This is a genomic window from Polystyrenella longa, from assembly GCF_007750395.1.
GTDB classification, from domain to species: Bacteria; Planctomycetota; Planctomycetia; order Planctomycetales; family Planctomycetaceae; genus Polystyrenella; species Polystyrenella longa.
Map to the genome: position 1 here is coordinate 4262345 of NZ_CP036281.1, position 25699 is coordinate 4288043.

Here is a 25699-nt window from a genome sequence, read left to right on the forward strand (position 1 = left end):
CATCAATGCACTGTCACGACAACTCTTTTGCTTAACGCGCGAAGTAGATTTGCATCAGGCAAATCTGAAGAATGAGGAGAAAACCTGTAGAGAGAGAACCGGAGTTATTACCGAACCGACACAATCGGTACAACGATCCCGGATTACCAGTGCTTGTTATTTACCTGATTTTAACTAACAAGTAGAGGCAACTTTTCTCCCCCTGTTTGCCGAACTATTCAGTATTCAAATTAACTACAAAACTGATTGAACAGAAAAACACAAAGTCACCTCTTCGGCTGTCAAATGCGAGATGCAGACGCCTTGATGGAAAATGACTTTGTCACAATTAATTCAATCAGACAATACATGGGCGACAACGAGTAGCGTGACTTCTTCTGGCATGATCTCAGGGAAGAAACCGACGACTCACAAAACAACGACTGAGAAGAGTCTACTCGAAAGTTGTCACCAGAATATATTAACGGCAAAGGAATGGAACTTGTGCTGGTTCCGAAAACGAACAACCTTGGATAGGCCAACCTATCCCGTTGTTTCGGGTGGCAGTTCTTCAGGAATGGTTTCCTGCTGAACGATCCTTTGCTTACAGAAAAAGTGATTCCGACCTGCTCTTTTCGCTGTCAAAGAGAAGTACTCGAATTACGATTTCTGACCACGTCATTATGGAGATTCATTTATATAAACCTACGATTGTCCACCTCGCAGCCCGGCACACTATATTCGCGAGGAATTCGGAATCTTGAGAAGGAGTTCATCCCATGCTGGTTCTGTCACGCCAAAGAGACGAAAGCATTTACATCGGCGACGATATCATCCTCACTATTGTTGACATTCGAGGAGATAAAGTGCGACTCGGAATCAAAGCCCCGAATTCGGTTCCCGTTCACCGGGAAGAAGTTTACGAGGCGATCAAGAAGGAAGCTGAAGCCAAGGAAGCCATGCTGACACCACAGGCCAAAATCACCGCCTGATTTGCCACACTTTGATCTACCACTGCAGCTGAAGATCGATCATCAAATTAAACGACTCATTTAATCAAGACGATTAAGTGAGTCGTTTTTTTGTACATTCCCATCTGAAGAAACCTATTTGAGGAACACAGGAGGTTCTTTCTCGATCCGCCAAAATAGTGCACAATAAGATAGACAGAACAGCCCTCAAGCCAGGACATGACCTGGTTTGAAAATACTTAACGCGCGAGGCAGGTTACTTCGGTACAGAAGGATCCCTTGCCTGTAATAATTAATGGTAGAACAAGGAAGCTGGAGAATGTCCGAATACTTTGTCGATAAATCCGGTTGTAAGGCTCAGGAAATATTTCCGGGTATCCAAATCAGAACAGCTGCTGCTCAGAAGATGATGCTCAGTTGGGTGGATTGCGAACCGGGGGCGATTGTTGAGCTGCACAGCCATCCTCATGAACAAGTGGGGGTGGTCATAGGGGGGAGAGCTCGCTTCATCATTGGCGATGAAGAACGGGTACTGCAACCGGGAGATCTTTATCGAATCCCGGGGGGTGTTCCACATAAAGTGATCGCTCTTGATGACGGTGCACAGGCTCTCGATATCTTTTATCCGATTCGAGAAGAATATCTCTGACCGTGCGCTCAACCACACCTTTCCATTACTCATGCTGGCGAAAACCGTCTAGCCTGCTTCTCGCTTGGGCGTTGATGCTGGCCAGCCTGGAAGGTTGTACTTCTCTCCATCCGGTTCAAGTCAACCGTGATGGACGTCCCGTCTACGAGCATCTCGAACTGCAATGTCAGTTTCGACGGGAATTTAACTCGGAAACGATTCTGACGTCACGTTCCGAAATCATTCAGACAACCGGAACAGACGAATCAACGATCGAGAATGAGCTGGCCCACAGCCATTCCCGCTCTCCCGATTGGAATAGTGGAGTTCTGGAAATCATCTGTCCGGCCCCTGAAGGTAACCCGGATCAGGCATTGATACGTTTGAAATATTGGAAAGAGGACGCACCCCTCATGCAGACGGTTCGGACCCGCGAAGCGGGGGGTGGCTCCTCTTTCAGTTCCAAAATCAAACAAGTCGTGATGAAACCAGAACAGGATCCCAGCTGGCTAGGGGGGAAAGTCCCCAGCGATCCAACCCGGTTCTACACCCGGGAATCATTAGTGCCGCGGCACAAAATCGATTTCCTGCTGACCGACCTGTCGGAATCTGGTTTCTATGAATCTCAGCACCGCCCGGTGGGCTCCGCCTGGATGTCCTTAAAAATCGATCAGGGAGAAATCAAAAAACGGTGGGACATAGAACCCCGACTCCTCGAATTCATCAACCAGACTCTCACCGCCGAAAATGCCTACGACAGCGAAGAAGTGCGGCTGGTCCCGTTGGTTGAATCAAAATTTGAAGAGTCAGATATTCAAGAAGAGTCAGACATTCAAACTGTCGCTGGCGAGGAAAGTGATTCCGTCGACGAACCTCAATTTCTCTCTCCCGAGGAAGCCGCCCGGATTGTGGACGACTCCCCCAAGTCAGAGGATGCAACAGAAGCCGGAACTTCAATAATTAGTGAAGACGAAGCCGACTTCGGGTTTCAGCCAGAATCCATCTTTGGCGGATAAAGGCCCTGACTTCCGCTCACACTCCCACCGCTTCTGCCATTTTGTACCCTAGTGCCCCCGCCACTTTGCGGCATTGCACCATGAGATCGGCGAACGCCTCTGTGCTGATTGTCTGAGCGGCATCCGAAGCTGCTTCCGCTGGATTGGGATGAACTTCGATAATTAATCCATCCGCACCCGCCGCAATTCCAGCCAATGCCATTGGTTTTACCAATGAAGCGATCCCGGTCCCGTGACTTGGATCGACGACCACGGGCAAATGTGTTCGCTCTTTCAGATAGGGAACGGTCGCCAGAGGGAGGGTGAACCGGGTGTGGGCTTCGAAAGTACGAATCCCGCGTTCGCAGAGAATGACATTCGAATTCCCTCCATCCAGAATGTATTCCGCCGCCAGCAGGAATTCATCGATCGTGGCCGAAGGTCCTCTCTTCAACAAAACTGGCTTATCAATTTCCCCCACAGCCTGCAGCAAATGGTAATTCTGCATATTGCGAGCCCCAATCTGCAGTACATCGCTGTACTGGGCAACAAGGTCAACATGTTCGGGCGTCATGACTTCGGTAACAATAGAGAGCCCGGTCGCTTCGCGTGCGGCTGCCAGGTATTGCAGTCCCACTTCTTTTAAACCCTGGAAACTGTAAGGGGAGGTCCGAGGTTTGAATGCCCCACCCCGGAGCGCCGTTGCCCCGGCCGCTTTTACCGCCTTGGCCGATTCCAGTATTTGTTCTTCACTTTCCACTGAACAGGGACCGGCAATCACCCCCAGGTGACCATTCCCCAATTTCAAACTTCCGGTTTCGACCACGGAATGTTCCAGTTTCGTTTCCAGACTGGCTACTTTGTAGGGGGCCAGAATCGGCACGACTTTTTCGACTTCCGGGTAAGATTCCAACGTTTCCTGTTCTCCATTTCGTTTCTCCCCCACAGCGGCAATCACGGTACGCTCTGTCCCCACAATCACATGAGCCTTCAGGCCCATTTCCTCCACCCTTTTAGCAATTTTAGTGACGACGGAATCTTCAATTCCTTTTTTAAGTACGACGATCATGATATTCCCTTTCCGGGACAGGTTTTGATTTGAGAGGTAATCGGCTGACAGTGAAGGGTGGAAGATGCAGTTACTGTGGAGCAAGATTCTAATAATGAGTACGAAGAATGGTCACAAAATGAAAAAAGGTCCTCAAACTGGAATGCTTGAGGACCTTTTGACTTATTATCGAGCACACGGGGTGCGGATCAGATCCTCATGCCTGAAAAACTAAACCAGCCAAAATATCGCCATGCCGACTGACCTGTGGTCAGTTGGTTGGAGAACGACATGTTGGAGGACTGAGTTTTCATGAGCAGGAATAAACCTGAAGTGATTTCTGAGAAAATTGATGTACTGTTATTAACCTTATCGTACGCACACCAACAACAAGCTGTCAATAACTTATTTGGCGTGGTCACGCAGATAGAGCCCAACTCTAAAAGAAGGTTCGGTCCTTTTTCAAATTTCTGACAGACTCATTTACCCTCTTTCCCCTCCCGTTTTTTCTTTTTCAAACGCTTGCAACAGTTAACATCACTTCATTGTCGCCGTCTCAAACCTTAAAATGCGGCCAGCCAGTCCTTTTACCCATTCCCCCACTCCCTGAAGTCGCTCCGGCCGCTCCTGTTGAAACCCTCCAGGCTCATGATCGTTCCCGAAGAATTACAAGTTGTTGAATACCCCCACCCCGCACTCCGCTGGAAATCCAAGCCAGTCACCCGCATCGATACCCATCTCAAGAAGATCGTGGAGCGCATGTTCGAACTGATGTACGAACATAAGGGGGTTGGACTTGCTGCCAATCAGGTGGGGCTTCCTTACCGGGTCTTTGTAATCAACCCGTCAGGAGAACCGGATAATAAAGAATGGGAGATGGTCCTGATCAATCCGGAAATCACCAGTCGCAAAGGAAGTGCCGAAGGGGAGGAAGGCTGCTTAAGCGTTCCGGAGGTTTACGGTGACGTCAGTCGCTCCGAGGAAATCGTCGTCGACGCCTTCGATCTCAAAGGGGAAGGCTTCGAACTCAGCCTGAAGGAATTCCCTGCCCGCGTTGTACAACATGAATACGATCACATTGATGGAATCATGTTTTTCGACAAATTGACGGAAGCCAGCAAAAAGGATGTGCTGCCACAGGTCGAACAGTTCGTCAACTACTATCGCACTGGTCAGGAAAAAGGCGAAATCCCCTCCGACGACGACATCAACAAGCGACTCAAAGAGATCGAACCGTAATACCTCGCACACCGGTTTATATCGCTCACCCAGTAAATAAAGAAGTACATGAAGATCAGGGTGCCACGGCTAGCTCGACTAGCCGTGCGATTTCAGTAATCGATACCGATTGTCTGGATTAAACAACCACGCGGACCAGATTAAGAGATGTTTCAGGTACCCCGATGAGCATCTAATGATATATGAAACCACATAGGCACGGTTAGACAAGCTAACCGTGGCACCCAAGAGTTAGGTAACTTCAGACAAGGTAACCTCAGACAAGGTATCTTCAGGCAAAGGAACTTTAGGCCTGATCGCCGCCCCCCCGCGTGAAACATTCAAGGAGTGAACTGCATGAAACTGGTAATGATGGGAACCGGCGTCTTCGCCCTTCCGACTCTGCGCACCTTGATTGAATCGAACCACGAAGTCGTCGGCCTCTTCACGCAACCCGACCGTCATGGACGCGGGCACCACCAGCACATCAACCCGATGAAAGCATTGGCAGAAGAACATCAGATCCCTGTTTTCCAGCCAATCAAAGCAAATGCTCCTGAATCAATTCAGGACCTGCAATCACTCGACGCCGACTTGTGCGTCGTTGCCGCTTACGGACAAATCCTGTCGCAGGAATTACTCGATACTCCTAAACAGGGCGCCATCAATCTGCATGCCTCTTTGTTACCCAAATACCGGGGTGCCGCTCCCATCCAGTGGGCTGTCAAAAAAGGGGAACAGGAAACGGGTGTTACCATTTTTCAGATCGAACCGAAACTCGACGCGGGTCCGGTCTGGGGTGTTGTATCGACTCCCATCGGTACCAACGAAACTTACGGAGAACTCCAGGATCGGCTCGCTCTAATGGGAGCAGAGCTTTGTTTGGAAGTCCTCGGCCGCATTGAATCAGGAACCTACACGCCCGTCGTTCAGGATCACAATCAGTTGACCCTCGCTCCTCGTTTGGCCAAGGAGGATGGAGAAATCGACTGGACTTCTCCTGCAGCGGCAATCAACTCGCATGTACGGGCAGTCCAACCCTGGCCTAAGCCCACTACTGTGCTGGAATTGCAGAAACGGAAGCCGTTAAATGTCCAGATTTTGCAAACTAAACCGAAACAGGAATTCGATTCCGAGTTCGATCTGGAAGCGACTTCCTCCGCTATTCCGGGGGAGATTATTCAGGTAACCAAACACGAGCTTTGTGTTCGAACGGGTAATAACGAAAATCTGTTGATCGAAAAAATTCAACCGGCAGGAAAGAAGCTGATGGAAATCGACGAGTTCCTTCGAGGCTATCAACCGAAACCGGGAGACCGTTTTGTGAATCGCAACTGACGCCGCTCCTTCCCTCAGCGACTCACTTCAACTCGGCAGGATGGACACCTATGAATTATTCACACATATTCGCGAGATTATTTTCATTCTTACTGACGGTTTGCTTCACCGTCCTCTTTTCAATTTCCGCTCATGCCGAGGATGACCTCGCCGCGTTGCTGAACGTACCGGACGAGTTCGACGTTTCCGTTTACGCCACCGACGAACTCGCCCACAATATTTTCTGTCTCACATTCGACACTCAGGGGAGACTCCTCGTCTCCGGACCAGGTTACATTCGTGTGCTGGTTGATGACGACGAAGACCACCAAGCCGATCGAGCTCTTGAATTTGCTAACGACACACAAGGTGCGCAAGGATTATTTGCAGACGGCAAATACCTCTATTGTGTCAGCGGCCTGGGACTGCATCGCTATCTTGACGCCGACGGTGACGGAGTCGCAGACGGTGAATCGCAAGGTATCCTTAAAATCAATACCGGCGACGAACATGACGCTCATGCCATTCGTCGTGGCCCCGATGGTTGGTGGTATCTGCTCGTCGGTAACATGGCTGGCGTGAATGCCCGCTACGCGACGTTACCAACCTCCCCTTTCAACGAAAAAAATCCGCCCTACGCGGGCGCTTTACTTCGAATCCATCCACAACTACGAGGGGCTGAGATCATTGCTTCCGGATTCCGGAATGCGTACGACTTTGATTTTAACTCCGCGGGCGATATCTTCGTTTACGATAGCGATGGCGAACGGGACATCACCTTCCCTTGGTACCGCCCAACTCGCCTCTATCATATAACTCGGGGCGTCGAGGCAGGATGGAAAAGTAAAACATGGAAAGAGCCAAGTTCCTACTCCACCATGCCCAACGAAGTGGCGAGTTTTGGTCGAGGTTCCCCCACAGGAGTCGTCTGTTATCGTCATGAAGCCTTTCCGAAAAAATATCATGATTCCCTGTTTATTCTCGACTGGACTTACGGTCGAATTCACTCTGTAAAACTCGACCCCACTGGATCCAGCTACACGTCCGAACCCGAACTCTTCATGTCGGCTCGCGGCAACTTTGGATTCGCTCCGACGGACGCCGAAGTAGGCCCTGATGGCGCTTTGTATGTTGCTATCGGAGGTCGAGGGACCCGCGGCACTGTCTTTCGCATCCGATCTAAGGAGGGCACCAAGGCTGAAGATGTCATCAAAGCGCCTCAATTAGGAGAGCCTGACGAAGAAGAAAAGTTGATCACTTGCTTGAACGCATTTCAACCACTGCTAGGTTGGTCACGCCAGCAATGGAAACCGATTGCCTTTGAACTGGGTCGGCAACCGTTCGAAGAGGTCTCAAAAAACAGTTCCTCGAAATTCACCCCGCAACAACAGATACGAGCACTTGAGATTTTGAAAGAAGTCTATGATGGCGCCCCTGGCCCGCTCGTAAAAGAATTGAATCAACATCCAGAGTCCACAGTTCGCGCCCGTTCAATCTGGGCGCTCTCAGAGAATCAGAATGAACAAGTTAATCCGGTCGCTCTCTTTTCCGACTACTTGAGCGATGACGATCCCCATGTCGTTCATCAGGCGATCCTACGTCTCAACCTGGCAGCCCTGACATCGGAGCAGTTGGCCCAATTATCACTTCCCATGTCGCATGCACTCGGATCCGGGGATCGATTCGTCCGCCGCGCGGCAATTGAATTGCTGCAAAATCATTACGCGGAAATCGTTCCCGCCATTAAAAAAACAGCTCCGCAACTTAGCTTTCAAGAGAAGGCGCGGGTTCAACTTTCGCTGGCCGAAATGAGGCTGGTCCTGAGTGATGAATTCGATGCCGAATCAACCCAGGCCGGTATGCAGATTCTGAAACTGAACGGGCTCGGCGAGGACAGTCTGTCAATCAAACTGGATGCCTGTCGATTGATCCAACTCGCCTGGGGCGACTGTGGGCCTGCCGATCATCATGGTGCCCTGTTTGATGGTTACGCCAGTCAACGAGAGTTGACTCCATTCGAGTTTGAGCTCGATGTCTTTCGTTTCGAACTCGCCGAAGTCTATCCCACGGGTGAGGCTGAACTCGATCATGAGCTACTCCGTCTAATCTCCATGATCCGACCCGCCAACGCGGATTTACTTAAGAAAATCGTCGCTCCGCTGAACGATACCTCCAACCCTGTGGATGACATTCATCGCCTAGTAGTCGCCAGTCGTATTGAAGTCGAATGGTCTGTCGAGGTATTAGAGAAAATCAGCCGCGCACTCGTCATGCTGGAAGTCAAAGTCAGGGATGAGCGGCTTCCCCAGGATCTCAATTGGAACGAACGTATTAAGGAACTTTACGGAGCCCTCGTTAAACGCGATCCTCGTTTGCCAATCTCGGTAGTACAGGTTCCGGAGTTTGGACTCCCGGGACATGTTGTTTTTATGTCGGAAGTCCCCGGCGACTTCCTCGACCAGGCGGTCAATTCTTTTGTGAAACATGTTCGCGAAGACGATGACTACCCCTGGAATAACGATGTTATTTTTATTCTCGGAGAATCTACTGATCCTGAAATACGAGGGTTGATTCGTCAGCGATTTGACGAGTACTCCACCCGTCAGGCCGTCATTATGCTGCTGTCAGAAAACCCCCTCCCGGAAGAAACAGACCTCTTTATCCGTGGATTGGAAGTCTCGCACCTTCCCACCCTGGGAAGCGCCGTGCAGGCACTGCGCAAACTTGCCCAGTTAACAGACCCGAAACAACAGATAGCTATCTTCCAGGCCGCCCGCCGTTTGGATCAGTCCGAAGCGGAATTTATCCTGCGTGATTACCTGATGGAACTGGTTCGAACGAGCACAAATGTCAATTTCGGATTCATCCCGGGTAAAGAAGGCTACCGACCGCAGCCCGACGTGATGGCGAAATGGGAAGAGTGGTTTCTTTCCAACTACCCAGAAGCCGCTGTCGTTTTAATGAAATCACTGGGAGACGAAGAGGCCCTGTTAATGAGTCGACTGGAAAGCTTGGACTGGTCACAGGGGAATGCAGAACAGGGAAAAATTTTCTTTGAGAAAAGAGGCTGCGCCCAGTGTCACGGAGGTTCGTCCGCGCTCGGCCCCGATCTCGCCGGAGTGACGGGGCGTTTCTCCCGGCAGGATCTTTTCACTGCCACCCTCTATCCTGATCGAGATGTTTCCCCGCGATATCAAGCAACGAATGTCATCACCGAAGACGGATTAATATTCACCGGCCTCGTTATTTACGAATCGATCGACGGCATGATTCTGCGAGATGGTCTGAATCGAACTCATCGTATTGAGACGGAAAATATCGACGCCCGAACAGTTTCAAGTAAATCATTAATGCCGTCAGGGCTATTAAAAAATAGCACCGATTCCGAACTCGTTGATTTATATACTTATCTTCAATCGTTACAATAGATCTAGCACACTTTAAGCATGTCACTCGCCTTCCGTCCGTATTCGTTTTAAGGATAGGGAAATCGTTTTCGGGAGCAGGATCGTTTCACCCCGAGTTCATGAGACGGATCATTCATGAAACCCAGCCGCACGCCCAGCGAGACGGATGATACCGCTGAAGCTTCCGTTCAGCGAAGTACCGCTGACGCTCCGGCTACTTCGGTTGACGCGACCACTAACGGGAAGAGCAAGCCCCTAAAAGACAAAACCAAAGTTCCGCTGGCCAAACCGAAACGCACCCGTCGAATCGTGCGACGTTGCAATATGTTAACCGGAAAACAATGGTTGCAAAACTCGATCAGCGTCTGGAGCGATATCCGTAAAACGACTCGCGACCAATCGGGAAATCACCCGGCACAGTTTCCCGTCTCGTTACTGGAAAAGTTGATCGAAACATTCCTGCCAGTTGAAGGAGAACTCGTTCTCGATCCCTTCTGTGGTTCCGGAACAACATTACTCGTCGCTGGGATGCAGAACCAATCTGCGCTGGGGCTGGAGCTTTCCACCGAGTATTGTGAATCGACAAACGACCGCCTGCAACAACTCTCGGACGAGCAACGGTCCCAGGTCGTTTGTCATCAGGCCCGCGCGCAAGACGTTATGGATTATGCTAAACCGAATTCTGTTGACCTGTGCATTACCTCTCCTCCGTACTGGAATGTGCTCAACCAACCTCGTTCGGCTGATTACAAAAAACAAAGGCACTATGGCAATCTCGATGGTGATTTGGGGCTGATTGAAAAATATGACGACTATCTCGTCGCTCTGTCGTCCATCTTCGAGAAGGTTTACGACACTCTTAAACCGGGAGCGTTTTGTATCGTCGTGGTCATGGACTTGCGAAAACGAAGCCAGTTTTATCCGCTGCATAGCGATCTGGCTCAACGAATGACCGGTCTCGGGTATATCTTCGATGACCTCATCATCTGGAACCGACAGTACGACTACAACAATCTCCGGCCTCTGGGATTTCCTGCTGTCTTTCGAGTCAATAAAGTCCATGAATATATTCTGCTCTTCCAGAAACCCCGCCAATAAGGTTTGTATCGTTTAAAACGATTTTTACCTTTGACTGAGAATACGTTAAAATCAATAGGAGACATTGATGTTCTTCTGATCGTTGATTTTTCGTAAGCTAGAATTACATCGTTAGTTAAGTCGAAATGTCGCGGTAACAGGAGTCTCTCCGCGAGATTAAATTCGAATTGATTGGTACTCCCTTTTCACTTCATGCAGAACAGGAAACATACCATGTCCAGTTTTAAGAAAATTCTGGTTGGTGTCGACCTTCATCACGCAGACCGTCTTGCCGATGCTGAACTCAATCCTCCCACGCTGACTGCAATCCAGCGTTCGATCTGGCTCGCTTCGCAAATTGATGCTGAGATTGTTTTCTGCGCTACCTTAGACCTCGGGGCGCACACTCAGGAAATGTTGCACGAACATTTCGGAGAAGTCGCACGCGATGTCGAAGACGTCAGCCATCGAGTTTTAAAAGGACTAGTTGAACAGGCTGCAGAAAAAGGTTGTAAGGCCAGTTCGAAACTGATGTACGGCACCCCGTCCTATGAATTACTGAAAGAGTCTGTTTTAGGGAAATACGACCTAGTCATCGTTGGTACCAAAGACATGGGATTAACTGGACGATTTCTGTTGGGAAGCACCTCGCAGAAACTTCTCCGCCGCTGCGAGTGTCCTGTCTGGGTAACCAAGCCCGATCCTCAACCGGAGAACCTGAATGTTCTCGTCTGCAGTGACTTCTCCGACGTCTCTCAGGAAATGATCAACATGATTGTGACGTCCTGTCAAACAACCGACTCGAAAGTCCACCTGTTACACGTCAATGAAACATTGGCCGATAAAAGTCTCTGGAGTAGCAGCATTCCCGAAGATCAGCTGGAAGAGTACCAGAAAAAACAACGTGAACAGAGTGAAGCAAAGCTGAACGATCAACTCTCGATGACAGACTTCCGCACTCTGAAGTATGGTGTGAAGACACACGTGATCGATGGAAACCCCGAAGAGGTCATTCCCAAAGTTGTTGAACAGGAAGGAATCGATCTGATCGTGCTCGGCACCATTGGACGATCGGGCATTCCTGGTATTCTCATTGGGAATACCGCCGAACGGATTCTGACGCATATCGATTGCTCTGTGCTCGCAGTCAAACCGGTTGGGTTCGAGTGTCCTGTTAAATTCGAATAGACGTAATTTCTCAACGCTTCTCTTGAAGCCGGATAGAACCTCCTCATGAGGCTTTTGTCCGGCATTCTTTGATATCGACCCCCAGTATGTCTGATCTACCGATTTATCTCGATCATCATGCGACCACACCTGTTGATCCTCGGGTAGTCGACGCGATGGCTCCGTTCTGGACAACTCAATTCGGTAACGCTGCCAGCTTTCAACACGAATACGGACGCCAAGCCGCACAGCGAATCGAAGCGGCGACCCAGCAAATCGCGGAGCTTCTGCAATGTGACCCCAAATGCGTCGTCTTCACCAGCGGGGCAACGGAAGCGAATAATCTGGCGATCAAAGGGATACTGGGACCGAAACTTCGTCAAAGATCTATCGCTGCCACGCCACATGTGATCAGCACACAGGTCGAGCACCGGGCCGTGATAGACCCTTTGAAAAAACTCGAACGCCGAGGTGTCGACGTCACCTGGCTGCCGGTGGACGAAACAGGTCTCATTCGACTGAGTGATCTGGAAGATGCCTTCCGTCCGGAAACCAAGCTCGTTTCCATCATCTGGGCCAGTAACGAAGTCGGAAGCATTCACCCTCTCGCAGAGATCGCCGCTCTTTGTGAGCAGAGAAGCATTATTCTCCACACGGATGCAGTCCAGGCGGTAGGAAAGCTGCCTATCAACCTTTCCGTCAGTGAAGCTGTAAACCTCCTGAGTTTTTCTGCACATAAGCTTTATGGGCCACCCGGAATTGGCTGCTTATATGTACAACCGGATGATAACCGCTCTTTTCGTCTCGAACCGCAAATCGAAGGTGGGGGCCACCAACGAGGTTTTCGCAGTGGCACATTGCCCCTTCCGCTGATCATTGGGTTTGGCAAAGCCTGCGAGATTGCGAGACAGGAAAGCAAAGAGGAGCAGTTGCGTCTGATGCAACTTCGCGATCAATTCCAACAGTTGCTTCAACAGGGAATTCCGGATATTCGCATCAACGGAGACCTCAATAATCGTCTCGCGGGAAATTTGAACATCAGCATTCCCCAAGTGGACGGCGAAGCGTTGCTGTCTCATCTCACCGAAATCGCCGTCAGTTCCGGCTCCGCCTGTACGTCAACCAACCCGGAACCGAGCCACGTCCTGCGTGCGATGGGCATTGACGACCGACTCTGCCGTGCCAGTCTCCGGTTTGGTCTCGGGAGAAGTACAACAGCCGTAGAACTTCACGAAGCCGCCCGGCACGTGATCGAAGTCGTTAATTCCTTGCGTCAATCGTAAGCAGTGACCACTTTTGTAAAACAGGCTAACCAGGCAACTCGGGGGCCACTCGTTACCTTATTTCGTCCCACAGATAATTCCGAATTTAGATTATTGTTAGCTAACTTACAGAGAAGACGTCTCTCCCCCGACAGAATGGGGCCAAGCTGAGGAACAGGGCGGGGCCCCGAGCTGATGTTATCATTACTCGATCAGACCCTGCTTTGAATCTTCGCTTGAGTTTGACTCAGAATTTCGCAGTCAAATCAAGCCGTACAGGTTCATTGCAGGGTAGCTCTGTTCACTTTGAATAGCGAAAGTTTCCCAGCTTCATTATGATCGTTACTGGCTCTGTAGGCCGACAACTGAAGTTTTTCCCAACAGGAGTTTTACATGAACAGATTATTCGTCACCTCTGGTTTGATGGCCGCGATGGCCGTGGCTGTGCTTACCGTGGATGCCTATTCCAAAGAGGAGAAACAGGCTGAACTTCCCGTCGCGCTGGAAGGCAACTGTGCTGTTTGTCTGCTTGATGGCGATGCCGTCGTTAAAGGGACCGAAAAGTACACCGTTGAATACGACGGACAACGCTACCTGTTTCCAGATGAATCGACACAGCAGAAATTCACCAAAAACCCAGCCAAATATGCTCCTGTACTGAACGGTGACTGCACTGTCTGCTACGAGCACGGTGGACATCGTCCAGCGGGCAAAGTGGAGCATCACGTGGCTTATGAAGGCCGCTTGTACCTCTTCCCCAGCGAAGGCGTCATGAAGAAATTCACCGACAGTCCCGAAGATTTCGTCGATGCTGATCTCGCATACGATGGCAACTGTGCCGTCTGCTTGATCGATGGTGGAGCTGAGAACCCTGGCAAAGCCGAATTCACTGCTCATTACAAAGGAATGCGGTATCAGTTCCCCAACGCCGCACTGCAGAAGAAATTTGAAGAGAGCCCTGCTCAGTATGCAGTTAAAGATGAAGCAGAGGCGAAAACATCTTCAACACCCAAAAGCGGCAAAACCGTCTCCATTGAAGGTCGCAGCGCCTGTGCCGGTTGCGAATTCAAAGTTCGTCCAACGCTGAATCCCGAAGAACTGGGCCTCGCCGTAGTCGTCAGCGACACGGAAATCTACATTATCGAGAAAGCCCACGAGAGCTATTCCAAAATTTATGACGACCGCTTTGATTCCGTCAAACTGGCAGTCAAAGGGAAAGTACTCAAGAAAGAAGGACGTTACACTTGGATTGAGCCGGAAAACGTAACCGTCGCTCAATAGTGAAACGATCGACCACCGCTTGCAGTCGTTCTCTATTCTTCAAGGCGGAGAAGGCTTAAATTAAGCGAACCTGAAACGAGAAACGACCTTGTGCCAACTCGGCAGAAGGTCGTTTTTTTCGTCGTACAAAACTGAACTACCTGCATCAGGCATTCAATCAGGTGAAACACTATTCCGGTTCAATGACTCCTGGGAGCAGGTACTGCTGAGGAGCGTCTGCGAAGTGCTGGCGTGCTTCCGGAGTCGAAAAGAACCAGAGCTTGCCGCGGTAGATTGCTCCCAGTTCAGGAGAGCCACTCACGGCCTGTTTGTCTTCTGATAGCACGATGGGACAGTTCCCATTTACGGCTGGCCAATAATGTTCCGGATTGTGCTCGAAGGCCTGTTTATGAGCGGCAGAAACAAAACATAATTGCTTATCTCGATAGATCGTACGAAACGCTGGATTTCCGGGAGTTAACTGACCATTTTCGACCAATTGCACAAGGCAAATCTGCTCGAACGCCCACTCGCTGGCAACCTGCTGGATTGGGTTCTCCGGCACCACCGCTTTTTTGACGGGGACTTCCGGTTTCGTCTGTTTTTGAACGATCACACGGCCCGCTGGCTCCGGAGGGCACATGACTTCCAGACGGGCATGTAATTCATCCTCTTTGAGGTATCCAGTGATTTTCTGGAGAACCTGAAAATCGGGAGAGATGATCACGGTGGTTGGAAAACCGGAGACGCCGATCTCTTCCACCAGATTCTTTTTCTCGTCCGCATCAACTTTGATCGGAATGAAATGCTCATTCACCATGGCCGACACTTCAGGCTTATTGAAGGACTTCTCCATCTTATGACAGAAAGTGCACCACTCCGCCGTAAACTTCAGCAGCATCGGCTTACCAGTTTCACGAGATTCTTGGGCAACCTCTTTTAGACTGGAACGCCACTGCACCTGTGCCTGCAGCGTTCCCGCGAAGCAGGATAGGTAGACTAGTGAGCCTGCAATGATACCGTAGAGTTGGAAACGTTTACTTGCCATCCTTGGAAGCCCCGTTGTCTTTGTAGATAGATGTATTGTCTGTTGTTTTACTTATCGTCCAACAGGCTGCCATCTTTTGTGAATCACTTCACTTCGCGACCAAGTTTTGCCGGATGCACAGACTTCTTCTCTAATTCGACCCACTAAAGTCGACCTATTCCCCCTATATGACCCGGCGTAAAAAAAGACACGATCTCAATCATGAAATCGTGTCTTTTGTATATTCAGATCAAATCGAGTCGCAGGTTGCCCAAGAGCGTCACAACAGACTCGCCATTCAACTTTATGGATACTGCTTTTTGACCTTTTTGTAGAGTTCGCTTACCCGCCCACTCGATTCGTACGGAGGCAACTTACGGTCGCGAGTATAGTATCCGGAAACAGTTCCACTCGACTCATACTTCCCAGACTCAATCGCGGCGTCCGAAAGCCGTTGACCATGTTTGAGGTTCCACGGGCGGCCACTTGTCCGCATCCAGAGTCGCTGTGTCGGTCGGTATCCAATATATTGCAGGAAGTCTTGCAAGGTAAGGACACGAACCCCTTGCTCGCGTGCTTCAGCAACCATCGATTTGTGAGCATCGGCGATCTTTTCGGCCACAGCATTATCAATAGCTGCCCCCTCTGTTTTCGCAATAGATACACTTGGGATTTCTCCGACGACCAAAAACTTGGTGTCAACAGAAATTCCCTCGCCCGTCCGGTTCCCTTTATCGTCAACCTCGTTGTCGACCACGGATTGACTTTGTTTCAGGAGTTCGTGGAATCGGTCTCGGTCGGTATAGCCATCCCCATCCAGGTCGATCAGTCCGACCAGGGAGATTGCAAGTTCTCCGCCAGCAGACCAAGCCGGTGAGTAAATCGGGTCACCTGCAGCAATCGGACGCCCCAGGTCTTCGTCGATAATACTGGCGATAGAGAGATTGTCATCGAGAATTTCAGTCACTTCAATAGCCCCCTTAACCTCATCCGTTCCCCGGGCGACACCACGGTTCTTTTTGAGATAGACACTGAAGCGAGTCTGGGGCATCAGTCCGGAAGAGCTCCCGATGTTGATCCAGACCAGATTGTTATCAAAGTCGGTCCGGATAATTTTTCCGTCCGCTTTTTCGAAGCTCAAGTCAAGCAATTGCGCGACTTCGTCCTGCAACTGATTAATTGTATTGCTCATGTTACGGATGTTAGTTTGCAACTCCTGTTGTTTCTGTTCCGCAGTATCTTTGTATTGATCGTATTCAATTTGCAACTGACGTAAGCTGTCGGTCAGCTGATCTGCTTCTGCAGTCAGCTTGTTGATTTGTTCTTCAGAACGATCCTGCACTTCCTGCAGATCTCGCTGAGCTTTCGTTTTGGCTTCCGCTTCGGCCTGGATTCGATCTTCGTCGATTTTTTTGTTGTTCTGCATGTCCGAGACTGTGCCGACCAATTCCCGCTGCAACTCGTCAGCACGTCGTTTCTCGTTCTGAAGTTTATCCCGCTGGGCCACGATTGCCGCAGCAACGGTCCCCGAAGCATTCTCACTGGAAACATCCGCAAGTTGCTTTTCAAGCTTTTCAATCACCCCTTCTGGATTAGTATCTTTGATACCAATCTTTTCCATTACGCCGTCAAGCTGACGAGCAATCTGGTCCTGCTGGTTTTTCGCATTACCAGCTTCGCCTCTTGCAACAGAGTTCTGGTTTTCAAGGTCGAAGTTGCTGCGATAGACCATGAACAGAAAAACGCTGAGCCCGATCGTCAGGAAGACGAAAAAGACCAGAAACATTTTGAGCCAGAAGTTGTTTTCAGAATTGGCCATCAGAGAAACCTTTGCGATTGGAAATCGTACCGCGAGGTGAATGGATTGGGTTCAGAACGGACAGGAAACGGAGTCCCTGTCTGAGGCTGAAAAACCGTCTAGTTTGACAGGTTAATGATCGATTGAGCCACCAACGATTAAATGCTGATTCTATTCACTTCAACTGCTCATATCTTATGGAGGCAAGCCTGTGCAAAGTTCGACAGTAAAATCTCGACGAACTGATTCAAAGCTATGTCCTAAGTCTAAAAGCAGATAGAGCAGAGTCAAGCTAGTTCTAGTCAAGTAAGAGCAGCCCGAGGGCCTCTCCTCCCTGTAAGAGAGCCTTTACCGCTTCCATGCATTCGTCTCAGTAATGCAATTGTACCACCTGACCACCTGTCACTGGAATAAAACCCTTATAAAGTAGGTTGAATTCCGAGAAATCGATTGCCTTTCAGCGGATCGTCATTGCCATCGATCCCGATATCCACTGGTGGCGTTCCAACCCGATATTCGCCATAATGATGGGGGCTGACTCGCTGTTCAAGGCCGATACCCCAGGTCCCCCGACGATGCTTTCGCCAAATTTCCCTGCTTTTTTCGTCTCCTGCAACTGAAACGCTACCCCCATGGCTGACACGCTGTTTTTAATAGACACTTATTCACTGTTGTTTCAGGTTTTTCACGCGATCCCCACGATGACCAGCCCGCAGGGCCAGCCTACGAACGCACTCTACGGGATTACGCGCGATCTGCAGAACATTATTCGTGATCATCAGCCAACACACCTGATTTGTGCTCTGGAAGGGGCCGGACCGGCAACGCGAAACGATCTGTACCCTGCATATAAAGCGAACCGCAGCGAGACTCCCCCCGATCTCAAGGCACAAATCCCCCGATTGTTCGAGCTGATTGAGGCCTACAATATTCCCTGTATTAATGTTGCTGGTTGGGAAGCGGACGACGTCATCGCGACACTCTCTCGCCAAGCCGCAGCAGCAGGAATGGACGTCCGGATTGTCACCAGTGACAAAGACGCTCGCCAACTGATCACACCCCAAGTTCGTCTCTACAACACCCGCAAAAACACGTTCATGACCGAAAAGGAACTCGCTGACGATTGGGGAATTCGCCCCGATCAGGTCATCGATTTTCAGGCGCTCGTCGGAGACAGTGTCGACAATGTTCCCGGCGTCCCTCTCGTCGGTCCCAAGAAAGCAAAGATCTTACTGGAGCAGTTTGACACTCTGGAAAACGTTCTCGCCAATGCTGATCAGGCAAAAGGGGCCAAGTTGCAGCAGAACCTGAAAGAGTTCGCCGAACAGGCATTGCTCAGCCGGCAGTTGGTGACTTTGAATCAGGAACTTCCGCTGGACGTCGATTTTGAGGCGGCCCGGGTCACGGAACCTAATCGTGAAAAGCTGCTGGAGCTATTCCAGGAGTTTGGTTTCCGCCGCTTCAGCGAAGAGATACAGCCCGCAGTAGAAAACAAAGTCGAACAGACCTGGGAAATAATCGACACTCCGGCCAAATTTGAACCCTGGTTTAAAAAGTTTCAAGAGCAACAGGAATTCTGTGTCGACCTCGAAACGACTTCCTTGACAGCCCTCCAGGCAGACATCGTCGGTTGGGCGTTCTGCTGGGAAGCAAACCACGGCTATTATCTGCCGGTCAATAGCCCCGGTTCCGCTCACCTCGACGCCGACTTAGTCGCGTCGAAGTTCAAACCGATTCTGGAGGATCCGACAGTCTCCAAGATCAACCAGAACATCAAATACGACATGCTGGTTCTGCGGAAGATTGACATCCACCTGCAGGGCGTTTCTATCGACCCCATGGTGGGTGACTACTTGCTCGATGCGGGCGCCCGTAGTCATGGTCTCGACGCGTTGGCCATGAAGTACCTGAACCATAAGATGATTCCGATCAGCGATCTGATTGGAAAAGGAAAACAGCAGAAGAAAATGTTCGAGGTCGAAGTCGATCAGGCTGCTGAATACGCAGCGGAAGACGCGACTATTTCACTTCAGATCGCGCATCGAGTAAAGCAGGAGCTCGAGCAGGAAAATCTCTGGGACTTATACTGGGATCTCGAACGTCCCCTGATCTCCGTTCTGGTGGAGATGGAATCCAATGGAATCAAAGTTCTGCCGGATGAACTCCGAGAACAGAGTGAACAGTTGAAAGAGCGACTTTTCGAACTGGAAATCGACATTTATAAAATCGCCGGTCAGGAATTCAATATTGGTTCACCCAAACAGCTCCGCGAAATCCTGTTTGATAAATTGAATCTTCCTGTCATCAAACGTACCAAAACTGGTCCAAGTACCGATCAGGAAGTATTAGAACAACTTGCTACTGAACACGAGCTGCCGGCGAAGCTGATCGAGCAACGGCAACTTTCCAAGTTAAAAAGCACCTATCTCGATGCTCTCCCCAATCTGGTGCATCCGCAAACAGGTAAAATCCACGCGTCATTTAATCAGGTAGTCGCAGCGACAGGTCGACTCAGTTCCAGTGACCCGAATTTGCAGAACATCCCGGTTCGTTCGGAAGAAGGTCGCCGGATCCGCAAAGCATTCGTTCCCAGCGAAGAAGGATGGGCACTCGTCTGCTTTGACTATTCTCAGATTGAACTGCGCATGCTGGCACACTTTTGCGGCGATCCTGCACTAATGACCGCTTTCAGCAGCGGAGAAGATATTCACGCGACCGTCGCTGCGGAGATTTTTCATACAATACCGGAGGAAGTTTCATCGGACATGCGTCGTGTTGCGAAAGCGGTCAACTTTGGAGTCATCTATGGCCAGAGTCCTTACGGTTTAGCAGCAGCACTCAAAATCCCCCAGGACGAAGCGGCCGACTTCATCAAACGATATTTTGAACGATTCGCCGATGTTGAAGAATACCTCTTTTCAATTCTCGTTGAATGCGAAAAGCAGGGTTATGTCAGCACCATTATGGGACGTCGCCGGATAATTACTGGCGTAAACCCGGTTCGTCATAAACAGCGGAATCTGTCCGACCGTACCGCCATCAATACCGTCATTCAGGGTTCGGCTGCCGACCTGATCAAAAAGTCGATGATCGAATGTTCGGATATGCTTAAAGAAACTAACTTTCCAGCTCGACTGCTGTTGCAGATTCATGACGAACTGGTTTTTGAGACACCGGTCGAGAAAATCGAAGAGTTAGCCAATCTCGTCAGAGGAAAGATGGAAAATGCCATTCCACTGACCGTCCCTCTCGTTGTGGACATGAAAAGTGGGCCGGACTGGTATTCAGTCGAGGCGGAGTAACCATTGAAATTCAGGCGAGCCACCTCTCCTGGGAGGTTTTGACGGCAGCGCTATCTCCTTATCCATCCCTATGATGGAGCAAAAGTAGAATAGGCGTCCAATTTGGCAGCAAAACATAGCCATCTCAGATAGTCCGCCTGATCGCTTCTCCTGAACGGGGGAGAGCAGTAGCCCGATTTCCTAAGTCGCTTATCAACAGGGGCTTATGTGTACTCTCGCCAATGTAAAAATGGCGATCAGTTCCCGATATTTTTGACCGGATTCCTCTTTTTCTCATTGACTTGACTGTTAGCATGGTAAACTATCTATTAACGTTGCCTTCCAACCTACAAATCCCATCTTTCAGCAAATTGTAAAGACGACCAAACTTTCCGTATCGCGAAAATCAAAGTTCGATTTTCGGAGGGAAATCACGAGTCAGCATTTCAATTGCACCATACACCTTAAGATTTAAAACAGCTTAAGATTCATCTGAATACCAACGGATTGACGGTCTCCACCAACTCCCCTCACCACTGATTTTATTTACTGATATCTCGAGTTATGGACATTCCTGTGATTTCGCTCATCGGCGGAATTGGTTCCGGTAAGAGTGCAATCTCACAGGAACTGGCGAAAAGATATGCGGTTCAAGTCATCAATGCCGACGAAGTCGGGCATGAGGTCTTGCACGAACCAACAGTTATTCAACAGTTACAAGAGAGCTTCGGCTCTGAAATCATAAATGGAGAAGGGCAGGCAGTCCGTCCTCGGATAGCAGCTCTGGTGTTTGGAGAAACTCCTGAACATCGAACGAACCTTAAACGACTTGAGGATATCGTACATCCTCACATTCGATCGAGAGTCGATCACCTAATTCAACAGTCAATAAGATCTGGTTCATACGACTTGATTATTCTGGATGCCGCACTCCTTTTGGAAGCGGGATGGGATCAAGTCTGTGATTTAGTCTTCTTTGTCGATGTTTCCGAAGAAATTCGGTTGCAGCGGGTCACTCAAAATCGTAACTGGTCTGAGGAGGAATTCCGTAAACGGGAATTTAACCAACTCAGTCTTGTTGATAAAAAAACTCGAGCTGAATACACGATCGAGAACAATGATGATCTGTCCTCTGCCGTAGATCAGTTAGAGACCTACCTGAAACAGCATTTCCAAGTAAACCTCTGATTGCAATTGTTAGTTTGAATGCCAACCTGGTCCGGTTCCAATCGGGAACCAACCCGGTCACGGCGCCGATTTCCCCCACATCTTTTTCCCAGGGATCGGATTCAATATCGATTAGTGATCAAGATTTTCCATTCTGTAACGAACTTAATCCGAAAAGTGTTCGTCTATAAGTCTGGACGGTTCATCCTGGACATTACAAATCGCAACTTCCGTAACGACTCATCACTAATCATTCCGTTCGAGCACAATTGACTCTCCGTTAGAGAGTATCCCGCTCGCATTTAAAGTTTAATCTGAGTCTCACCGGATCATAATTTGAACTCGAAGACGCATTCCTCCCTCCTCCGCGTCTTCCATACCAGCGACGTTGCCTGAAATGAAGCATTCAGTTCGGCAATGTTGTAAAAATGACATTAGAGTAGCGTTATTTCTTCCTCTGAAATTGTCCACTTCGCATCAGGAAAAGTTTATAGATTGAACCTCAGTAACAACTTACCTTCCCGCGGTTAACTGATTGTTTTCGATTGGTGACCAGTGGAATAAGAGTTGCAAACGATGTTCCTACTCTCCGTCAAAACCATTTCTTCACCTCTCTGCCGAACAGCCCACCTTTACTTTACTCAGGACAATTCTGTCATGCCGTCCCAAACGAAAAATACCGCTTCCGATTCTGGAGTTTTCAAAGCGAGCTCCAAATCAAAAGCGTCTGCGAATGCCTCTCGGGATCATGCTAAGGAACAACGCAAAATGGATGCGGAATCACAAGCGAAAGAGGAACCGATCTCATTTCCTTCTGACGCCCGCTACGAGGAAGTCAAACGGAGTAATGTTCACATCGCCGACCTGCAAAGTATGACGATGAAAGAACTGTTGAGTCTGGCGCGACAGGAGAGTATCAGCGAATACACGGGGCTGAAAAAACAAGATCTCATTTTCAAGATCCTCAAAGAACGAACAAAAATGAATGGTCTGATGTTCGGAGAGGGAACATTGGAAATTCTTCCGGACGGTTTCGGCTTTCTACGCAGCCCCGACTACTACTATCTTCCCTGCCCGGATGACATTTACGTCAGTCCCAGCCAGATTCGCCGCTTCGGTTTGCGAAACGGAGCGACGGTAGCCGGCCAGATTCGACCTCCCAAAGAAAATGAACGCTACTTTGCCCTCCTTCGAGTTGAAGCGATTAACGGACAGGATCCGAATCTCCTCACCGACAAAGTATTCTTCGATGATCTGACCCCGCTGCATCCAGAGAGCCGCTTACGTCTTTCCGATCAACCAGATTCATATAGTACGCGTATCGTCGATCTTGTCGCACCAATCGGAATGGGACAACGTGGATTGATTGTATCTCCACCCCGTGCCGGTAAGACGATCCTGCTGCAGCAACTGGCGAAGTCGGTCATCCAAAACCAACCCGATGCTTACGTGATTATGCTGTTGATCGACGAACGTCCGGAAGAAGTAACCGAGATGGAACGTCAGGTTAAAGGCCACAACTGTGAGGTCATCAGTAGTACATTCGACGAACCACCGAGTCGCCATATTCAGGTTTCGGAAATGGTTATCGAAAAAGCAAAACGGATGGTTGAGTACGGTCAAGATGTGATCATCTTCCTCGATTCCATCACTCGACTCGCTCGAGCCTGGAACACGGAAGTCCCTCACTCCGGCAAAATTCTTTCCGGGGGTGTAGACGCAAATGCACTACAACACCCCAAGCGATTCTTCGGAGCCGCTCGTAACGTTGAAGAAGGAGGCAGCCTGACCATCGTCGCCACGGCACTCGTCGATACGGGAAGCCGTATGGACGAGGTTATCTTCGAAGAATTTAAAGGGACCGGTAACACGGAACTGCACCTTGATCGCCGTATGGTTGAGAAGCGAATCTGGCCGGCCATTGATGTCAATAAATCAGGAACACGTCGTGAAGAACTACTGATGGACGAGGAAGAACTTCGTCGCGTCTGGATTCTCCGTCGAGTCCTAAACGATATGAACCCAGTCGATGCAATGGAACTTCTATTAAACCGGATCCAGAAGACCAAAACGAACGAAGAGTTTCTCCTCTCGATGAACCTGACCTAGTTTTCGGTTAAACTAAAATCAACAGATCGCGGCCAAGCGTTGGCACCCTCAGGTAGCTTGCCACGCTGGTCGTGTTCCAAATCGATAAGAAGCTTGGAACAGAAAAACCGGTCCAGGTTGTTTTGGAAATCGTTATCGAGTGGTCTATCCATAACGATTATGCGGAAGAACGTTGAACCGTTCCAATCTGGTGGCTTCCTTGCTGCTGGACAGTCCTGATCTAAGGGAGTAGGTTGGGGAGCACTATTTTTCGTTTCCTTTTCTCTCCACAGCAGCGATTTTAATTGCGCTCTACTTCATTTTAGAACAAGCCAAACAGACATGACTGAGGTAATCGAAGGCAATCTTCTCATTCACGACCGGCAGATCGCCATTGTCGTCGCGCGCTGGAATGATTTGATCACTAGCCGACTTCTTGCCGGTGCCATTGACACCTTCAAACGGCACGGTTTGAGCGAAGAGAATATCACCGTGGTGCATGTTCCCGGTTCTTTTGAGATTCCTCTCGCCGCCCAGGCGTTAGCGTCTCAGGAAAAATACGCTGGTGTTTGCTGTCTGGGTGCCGTCATTCAGGGAGAGACCTCTCACCATGAGTATATCAATCAGCCCGCAGCCGCTTCGTTAATGCAAATTGGACTCAAGCACAATAAACCGGTCACGTTTGGAGTACTGACCTGCAGTAACATGGATCAAGCCATCGACCGTGCGGGTGGAAAAGCGGGGAATAAAGGGCAGGAAGCTGCTCTCGCCATGATTGAAATGGCTAACGTACTCGATCAGATCAAGTGATCAGTCCCTAGATGTTTCTAAAACAGGAATCGCTTTCACCGATCAAATTTGGCATTCGGTGGACGGCTCTCGATCTGTTTTTGAATCCATGACCGTATTTGCATAGATTCTCCAAATCGACCCTTCTATAATTCTCTCCACGCAATTTGGCCGTACCTTGATGCCGTATTCCACTTAGGTATATCTATTTTACTAAGCTGCCCGGGGTTGAAATCGCCTCTCGTTGCTCACTGTGGGTCATTCTCAGTAAGTTCGGCCTACGACGGCCGCTCCCGCAAAAGACGAGTGAACCGGGTTTCCCGAGCCAAGACGTCCTAGTCGGGATTCGATTTTATACGTTATCAACGGGATTCCACCGACAGAGTACACCATGAAAAAACGCAGCAAAGCGCGCGAAGTCGCTATTCAAATGCTGTATTTGAAAGACCTTAATCCCGATGCCGGGCCGGCCTCGATTCATGCAGAAATTGCTAAACAGCTCTCGAACAGAGAACTCGAGCAGTTTGCATGGATCCTGTACTCTGGCGTCATGGAACATCGCGCCGAGTTGGACGAGAAGATCGTGCAAATCGCGCAGAACTGGTCGCTCGCGCGAATGGCCCCAACAGATCGAAATGTATTACGCTTAGGCGCATTCGAGCTGATCTATACCGACACACATTATCGCATCGTGATCGATGAGGCAGTGGAATTGGCACGGCTGTTTGGCAATAAGCTGTCGGGACAATTCGTCAACGGGATTCTCGACAAACTTGTTCCGGCTCAAAATAGAGAAGCCAGTCCTGGACAGGCCGATTCGGCAGAGTAAGAGGTTCGACTTATTCTTCGTCGCGCAGAAATCGTCCACCGCTCATGAACATGCCGCGTTCAACGGGAATACACCATTCCAACAGGACACGGTATTCATAGCTGCGGTCGTCGGTGGCCATTTTGACGGTCACTTCGCCTGGATGAATCGATCCCCTGTGGACGAGCCCCAAACCATTCCGGCTGACTTCCCGAGTCATGGCGTCGACAGTATTTCCGCGAAAGGTGACAATTTCGGCGGGTACGGACAAGCTCAGCCGTTCCGCATCGCGAAGATCGATGTATTTCTTTTTCTCGAAGCTGTCGAGAATCGATTTGAGATCTTCAAGGGAAGGCCGGCTCCAGGGATCGCTTGACATAACCAGTCTCTGTCATTCTGCAGTTGGATGATC

General features: G+C 49.7%; 20 protein-coding genes. 15 read left to right on the forward strand and 5 right to left on the reverse strand.

Annotated elements, in window-relative coordinates:
* Positions 1–758 precede the first annotated feature (758 nt).
* The 3 genes from csrA (at position 759) to Pla110_RS15710 (ending at position 2594) form a co-directional block, all read left to right on the forward strand.
* Positions 759–971 (forward strand): carbon storage regulator CsrA, encoded by a 213-nt coding sequence (csrA, locus tag Pla110_RS15700; RefSeq protein ID WP_144996920.1) that lies wholly within the window; start codon positions 759–761, stop codon positions 969–971.
* 298 nt (positions 972–1269) lie between these two features.
* On the forward strand, positions 1270–1599 hold the full coding sequence (locus Pla110_RS15705; protein ID WP_144996922.1) for a cupin domain-containing protein: 330 nt from the start codon (positions 1270–1272) through the stop codon (positions 1597–1599).
* Positions 1600–1601: 2 nt separating this feature from the next.
* Positions 1602–2594 carry a hypothetical protein gene (locus Pla110_RS15710; RefSeq protein ID WP_144996924.1) on the forward strand — a complete coding sequence of 331 codons (993 nt, stop codon included), beginning with the start codon at positions 1602–1604 and terminating at the stop codon, positions 2592–2594.
* Positions 2595–2610: 16 nt separating this feature from the next.
* Here Pla110_RS15710 and aroF read toward each other — a convergent pair whose 3' ends face one another.
* Complete coding sequence (gene aroF, locus Pla110_RS15715) at positions 2611–3642, reverse strand: 3-deoxy-7-phosphoheptulonate synthase (RefSeq protein ID WP_144996926.1); 1032 nt, start codon at positions 3640–3642, stop codon at positions 2611–2613.
* 627 nt (positions 3643–4269) lie between these two features.
* On the opposite strand from aroF, the gene def reads away from it, so the two are divergent.
* The 7 genes from def (at position 4270) to Pla110_RS15750 (ending at position 14350) form a co-directional block, all read left to right on the forward strand.
* Positions 4270–4860: a peptide deformylase gene (def, locus tag Pla110_RS15720; RefSeq protein WP_144996927.1), complete on the forward strand. Its 591-nt coding sequence runs from the start codon at positions 4270–4272 to the stop codon at positions 4858–4860.
* Positions 4861–5196: 336 nt separating this feature from the next.
* Positions 5197–6177 carry a methionyl-tRNA formyltransferase gene (gene fmt, locus Pla110_RS15725; protein ID WP_144996929.1) on the forward strand — a complete coding sequence of 327 codons (981 nt, stop codon included), beginning with the start codon at positions 5197–5199 and terminating at the stop codon, positions 6175–6177.
* A 50-nt stretch (positions 6178–6227) separates the two neighbouring features.
* Entirely contained in the window at positions 6228–9584 is a 3357-nt protein-coding gene (locus Pla110_RS15730) for a PVC-type heme-binding CxxCH protein (RefSeq protein ID WP_144996931.1), read from the forward strand.
* Between the two features lie 114 nt (positions 9585–9698).
* Entirely contained in the window at positions 9699–10661 is a 963-nt protein-coding gene (locus Pla110_RS15735) for a site-specific DNA-methyltransferase (protein ID WP_144996933.1), read from the forward strand.
* A gap of 213 nt (positions 10662–10874) precedes the next feature.
* Positions 10875–11828 carry a universal stress protein gene (locus tag Pla110_RS15740; protein WP_197440239.1) on the forward strand — a complete coding sequence of 318 codons (954 nt, stop codon included), beginning with the start codon at positions 10875–10877 and terminating at the stop codon, positions 11826–11828.
* A gap of 86 nt (positions 11829–11914) precedes the next feature.
* The gene (locus Pla110_RS15745; protein WP_144996937.1) at positions 11915–13090 is read left to right on the forward strand and encodes a cysteine desulfurase family protein; all 1176 of its coding nucleotides are present in this window, start codon (positions 11915–11917) and stop codon (positions 13088–13090) included.
* A gap of 372 nt (positions 13091–13462) precedes the next feature.
* A complete protein-coding gene (locus Pla110_RS15750; RefSeq protein WP_144996938.1) occupies positions 13463–14350 on the forward strand; it encodes an eL24 family ribosomal protein in 888 nt (295 codons plus the stop codon).
* 169 nt (positions 14351–14519) lie between these two features.
* Here the strand turns inward: Pla110_RS15750 and Pla110_RS15755 are convergent, their stop codons facing one another.
* The 3 genes from Pla110_RS15755 to Pla110_RS22685 all read right to left on the reverse strand — a co-directional run bounded on the left by Pla110_RS15755 (position 14520) and on the right by Pla110_RS22685 (position 17788).
* A complete protein-coding gene (locus Pla110_RS15755; protein ID WP_144996940.1) occupies positions 14520–15377 on the reverse strand; it encodes a DUF255 domain-containing protein in 858 nt (285 codons plus the stop codon).
* Positions 15378–15660: 283 nt separating this feature from the next.
* A complete protein-coding gene (locus Pla110_RS15760; RefSeq protein WP_144996942.1) occupies positions 15661–17175 on the reverse strand; it encodes a hypothetical protein in 1515 nt (504 codons plus the stop codon).
* Between the two features lie 436 nt (positions 17176–17611).
* Positions 17612–17788 (reverse strand): hypothetical protein, encoded by a 177-nt coding sequence (locus Pla110_RS22685; protein ID WP_197440240.1) that lies wholly within the window; start codon positions 17786–17788, stop codon positions 17612–17614.
* Here Pla110_RS22685 and polA point away from each other — a divergent pair.
* The 5 genes from polA to nusB all read left to right on the forward strand — a co-directional run bounded on the left by polA (position 17787) and on the right by nusB (position 25308).
* The gene (polA, locus tag Pla110_RS15765) at positions 17787–20456 is read left to right on the forward strand and encodes a DNA polymerase I (protein WP_144996944.1); all 2670 of its coding nucleotides are present in this window, start codon (positions 17787–17789) and stop codon (positions 20454–20456) included. The genes Pla110_RS22685 and polA overlap by 2 nt on opposite strands.
* Before the next feature lie 543 nt (positions 20457–20999).
* On the forward strand, positions 21000–21623 hold the full coding sequence (gene coaE / locus Pla110_RS15770) for a dephospho-CoA kinase (protein WP_144996946.1): 624 nt from the start codon (positions 21000–21002) through the stop codon (positions 21621–21623).
* Positions 21624–22370: 747 nt separating this feature from the next.
* On the forward strand, positions 22371–23711 hold the full coding sequence (rho, locus tag Pla110_RS15775) for a transcription termination factor Rho (RefSeq protein WP_144999734.1): 1341 nt from the start codon (positions 22371–22373) through the stop codon (positions 23709–23711).
* 321 nt (positions 23712–24032) lie between these two features.
* Complete coding sequence (ribH, locus tag Pla110_RS15780) at positions 24033–24500, forward strand: 6,7-dimethyl-8-ribityllumazine synthase (protein ID WP_144996948.1); 468 nt, start codon at positions 24033–24035, stop codon at positions 24498–24500.
* A gap of 370 nt (positions 24501–24870) precedes the next feature.
* Positions 24871–25308 carry a transcription antitermination factor NusB gene (gene nusB, locus Pla110_RS15785; protein WP_144996950.1) on the forward strand — a complete coding sequence of 146 codons (438 nt, stop codon included), beginning with the start codon at positions 24871–24873 and terminating at the stop codon, positions 25306–25308.
* A gap of 10 nt (positions 25309–25318) precedes the next feature.
* Here nusB and Pla110_RS15790 read toward each other — a convergent pair whose 3' ends face one another.
* Complete coding sequence (locus tag Pla110_RS15790) at positions 25319–25666, reverse strand: PilZ domain-containing protein (RefSeq protein ID WP_144996952.1); 348 nt, start codon at positions 25664–25666, stop codon at positions 25319–25321.
* Positions 25667–25699 lie beyond the last annotated feature (33 nt).

What these genes read in the sequence shown, in the direction of transcription:
- csrA (WP_144996920.1), top strand. Translation starts at nt 759, where the DNA reads ATGCTGGTTCTGTCACGCCAAAGAGACGAAAGCATTTACATCGGCGAC.
- Pla110_RS15705 (WP_144996922.1), top strand. Translation starts at nt 1,270, where the DNA reads ATGTCCGAATACTTTGTCGATAAATCCGGTTGTAAGGCTCAGGAAATA.
- aroF (WP_144996926.1), bottom strand. Translation starts at nt 3,642, where the DNA reads ATGATCGTCGTACTTAAAAAAGGAATTGAAGATTCCGTCGTCACTAAA.
- def (WP_144996927.1), top strand. Translation starts at nt 4,270, where the DNA reads ATGATCGTTCCCGAAGAATTACAAGTTGTTGAATACCCCCACCCCGCA.
- fmt (WP_144996929.1), top strand. Translation starts at nt 5,197, where the DNA reads ATGAAACTGGTAATGATGGGAACCGGCGTCTTCGCCCTTCCGACTCTG.
- Pla110_RS15730 (WP_144996931.1), top strand. Translation starts at nt 6,228, where the DNA reads ATGAATTATTCACACATATTCGCGAGATTATTTTCATTCTTACTGACG.
- Pla110_RS15735 (WP_144996933.1), top strand. Translation starts at nt 9,699, where the DNA reads ATGAAACCCAGCCGCACGCCCAGCGAGACGGATGATACCGCTGAAGCT.
- Pla110_RS15740 (WP_197440239.1), top strand. Translation starts at nt 10,875, where the DNA reads ATGTCCAGTTTTAAGAAAATTCTGGTTGGTGTCGACCTTCATCACGCA.
- Pla110_RS15745 (WP_144996937.1), top strand. Translation starts at nt 11,915, where the DNA reads ATGTCTGATCTACCGATTTATCTCGATCATCATGCGACCACACCTGTT.
- Pla110_RS15750 (WP_144996938.1), top strand. Translation starts at nt 13,463, where the DNA reads ATGAACAGATTATTCGTCACCTCTGGTTTGATGGCCGCGATGGCCGTG.
- Pla110_RS15755 (WP_144996940.1), bottom strand. Translation starts at nt 15,377, where the DNA reads ATGGCAAGTAAACGTTTCCAACTCTACGGTATCATTGCAGGCTCACTA.
- Pla110_RS15760 (WP_144996942.1), bottom strand. Translation starts at nt 17,175, where the DNA reads ATGGCCAATTCTGAAAACAACTTCTGGCTCAAAATGTTTCTGGTCTTT.
- polA (WP_144996944.1), top strand. Translation starts at nt 17,787, where the DNA reads ATGGCTGACACGCTGTTTTTAATAGACACTTATTCACTGTTGTTTCAG.
- Pla110_RS22685 (WP_197440240.1), bottom strand. Translation starts at nt 17,788, where the DNA reads ATGGGGGTAGCGTTTCAGTTGCAGGAGACGAAAAAAGCAGGGAAATTT.
- coaE (WP_144996946.1), top strand. Translation starts at nt 21,000, where the DNA reads ATGGACATTCCTGTGATTTCGCTCATCGGCGGAATTGGTTCCGGTAAG.
- rho (WP_144999734.1), top strand. Translation starts at nt 22,371, where the DNA reads ATGGATGCGGAATCACAAGCGAAAGAGGAACCGATCTCATTTCCTTCT.
- ribH (WP_144996948.1), top strand. Translation starts at nt 24,033, where the DNA reads ATGACTGAGGTAATCGAAGGCAATCTTCTCATTCACGACCGGCAGATC.
- nusB (WP_144996950.1), top strand. Translation starts at nt 24,871, where the DNA reads ATGAAAAAACGCAGCAAAGCGCGCGAAGTCGCTATTCAAATGCTGTAT.
- Pla110_RS15790 (WP_144996952.1), bottom strand. Translation starts at nt 25,666, where the DNA reads ATGTCAAGCGATCCCTGGAGCCGGCCTTCCCTTGAAGATCTCAAATCG.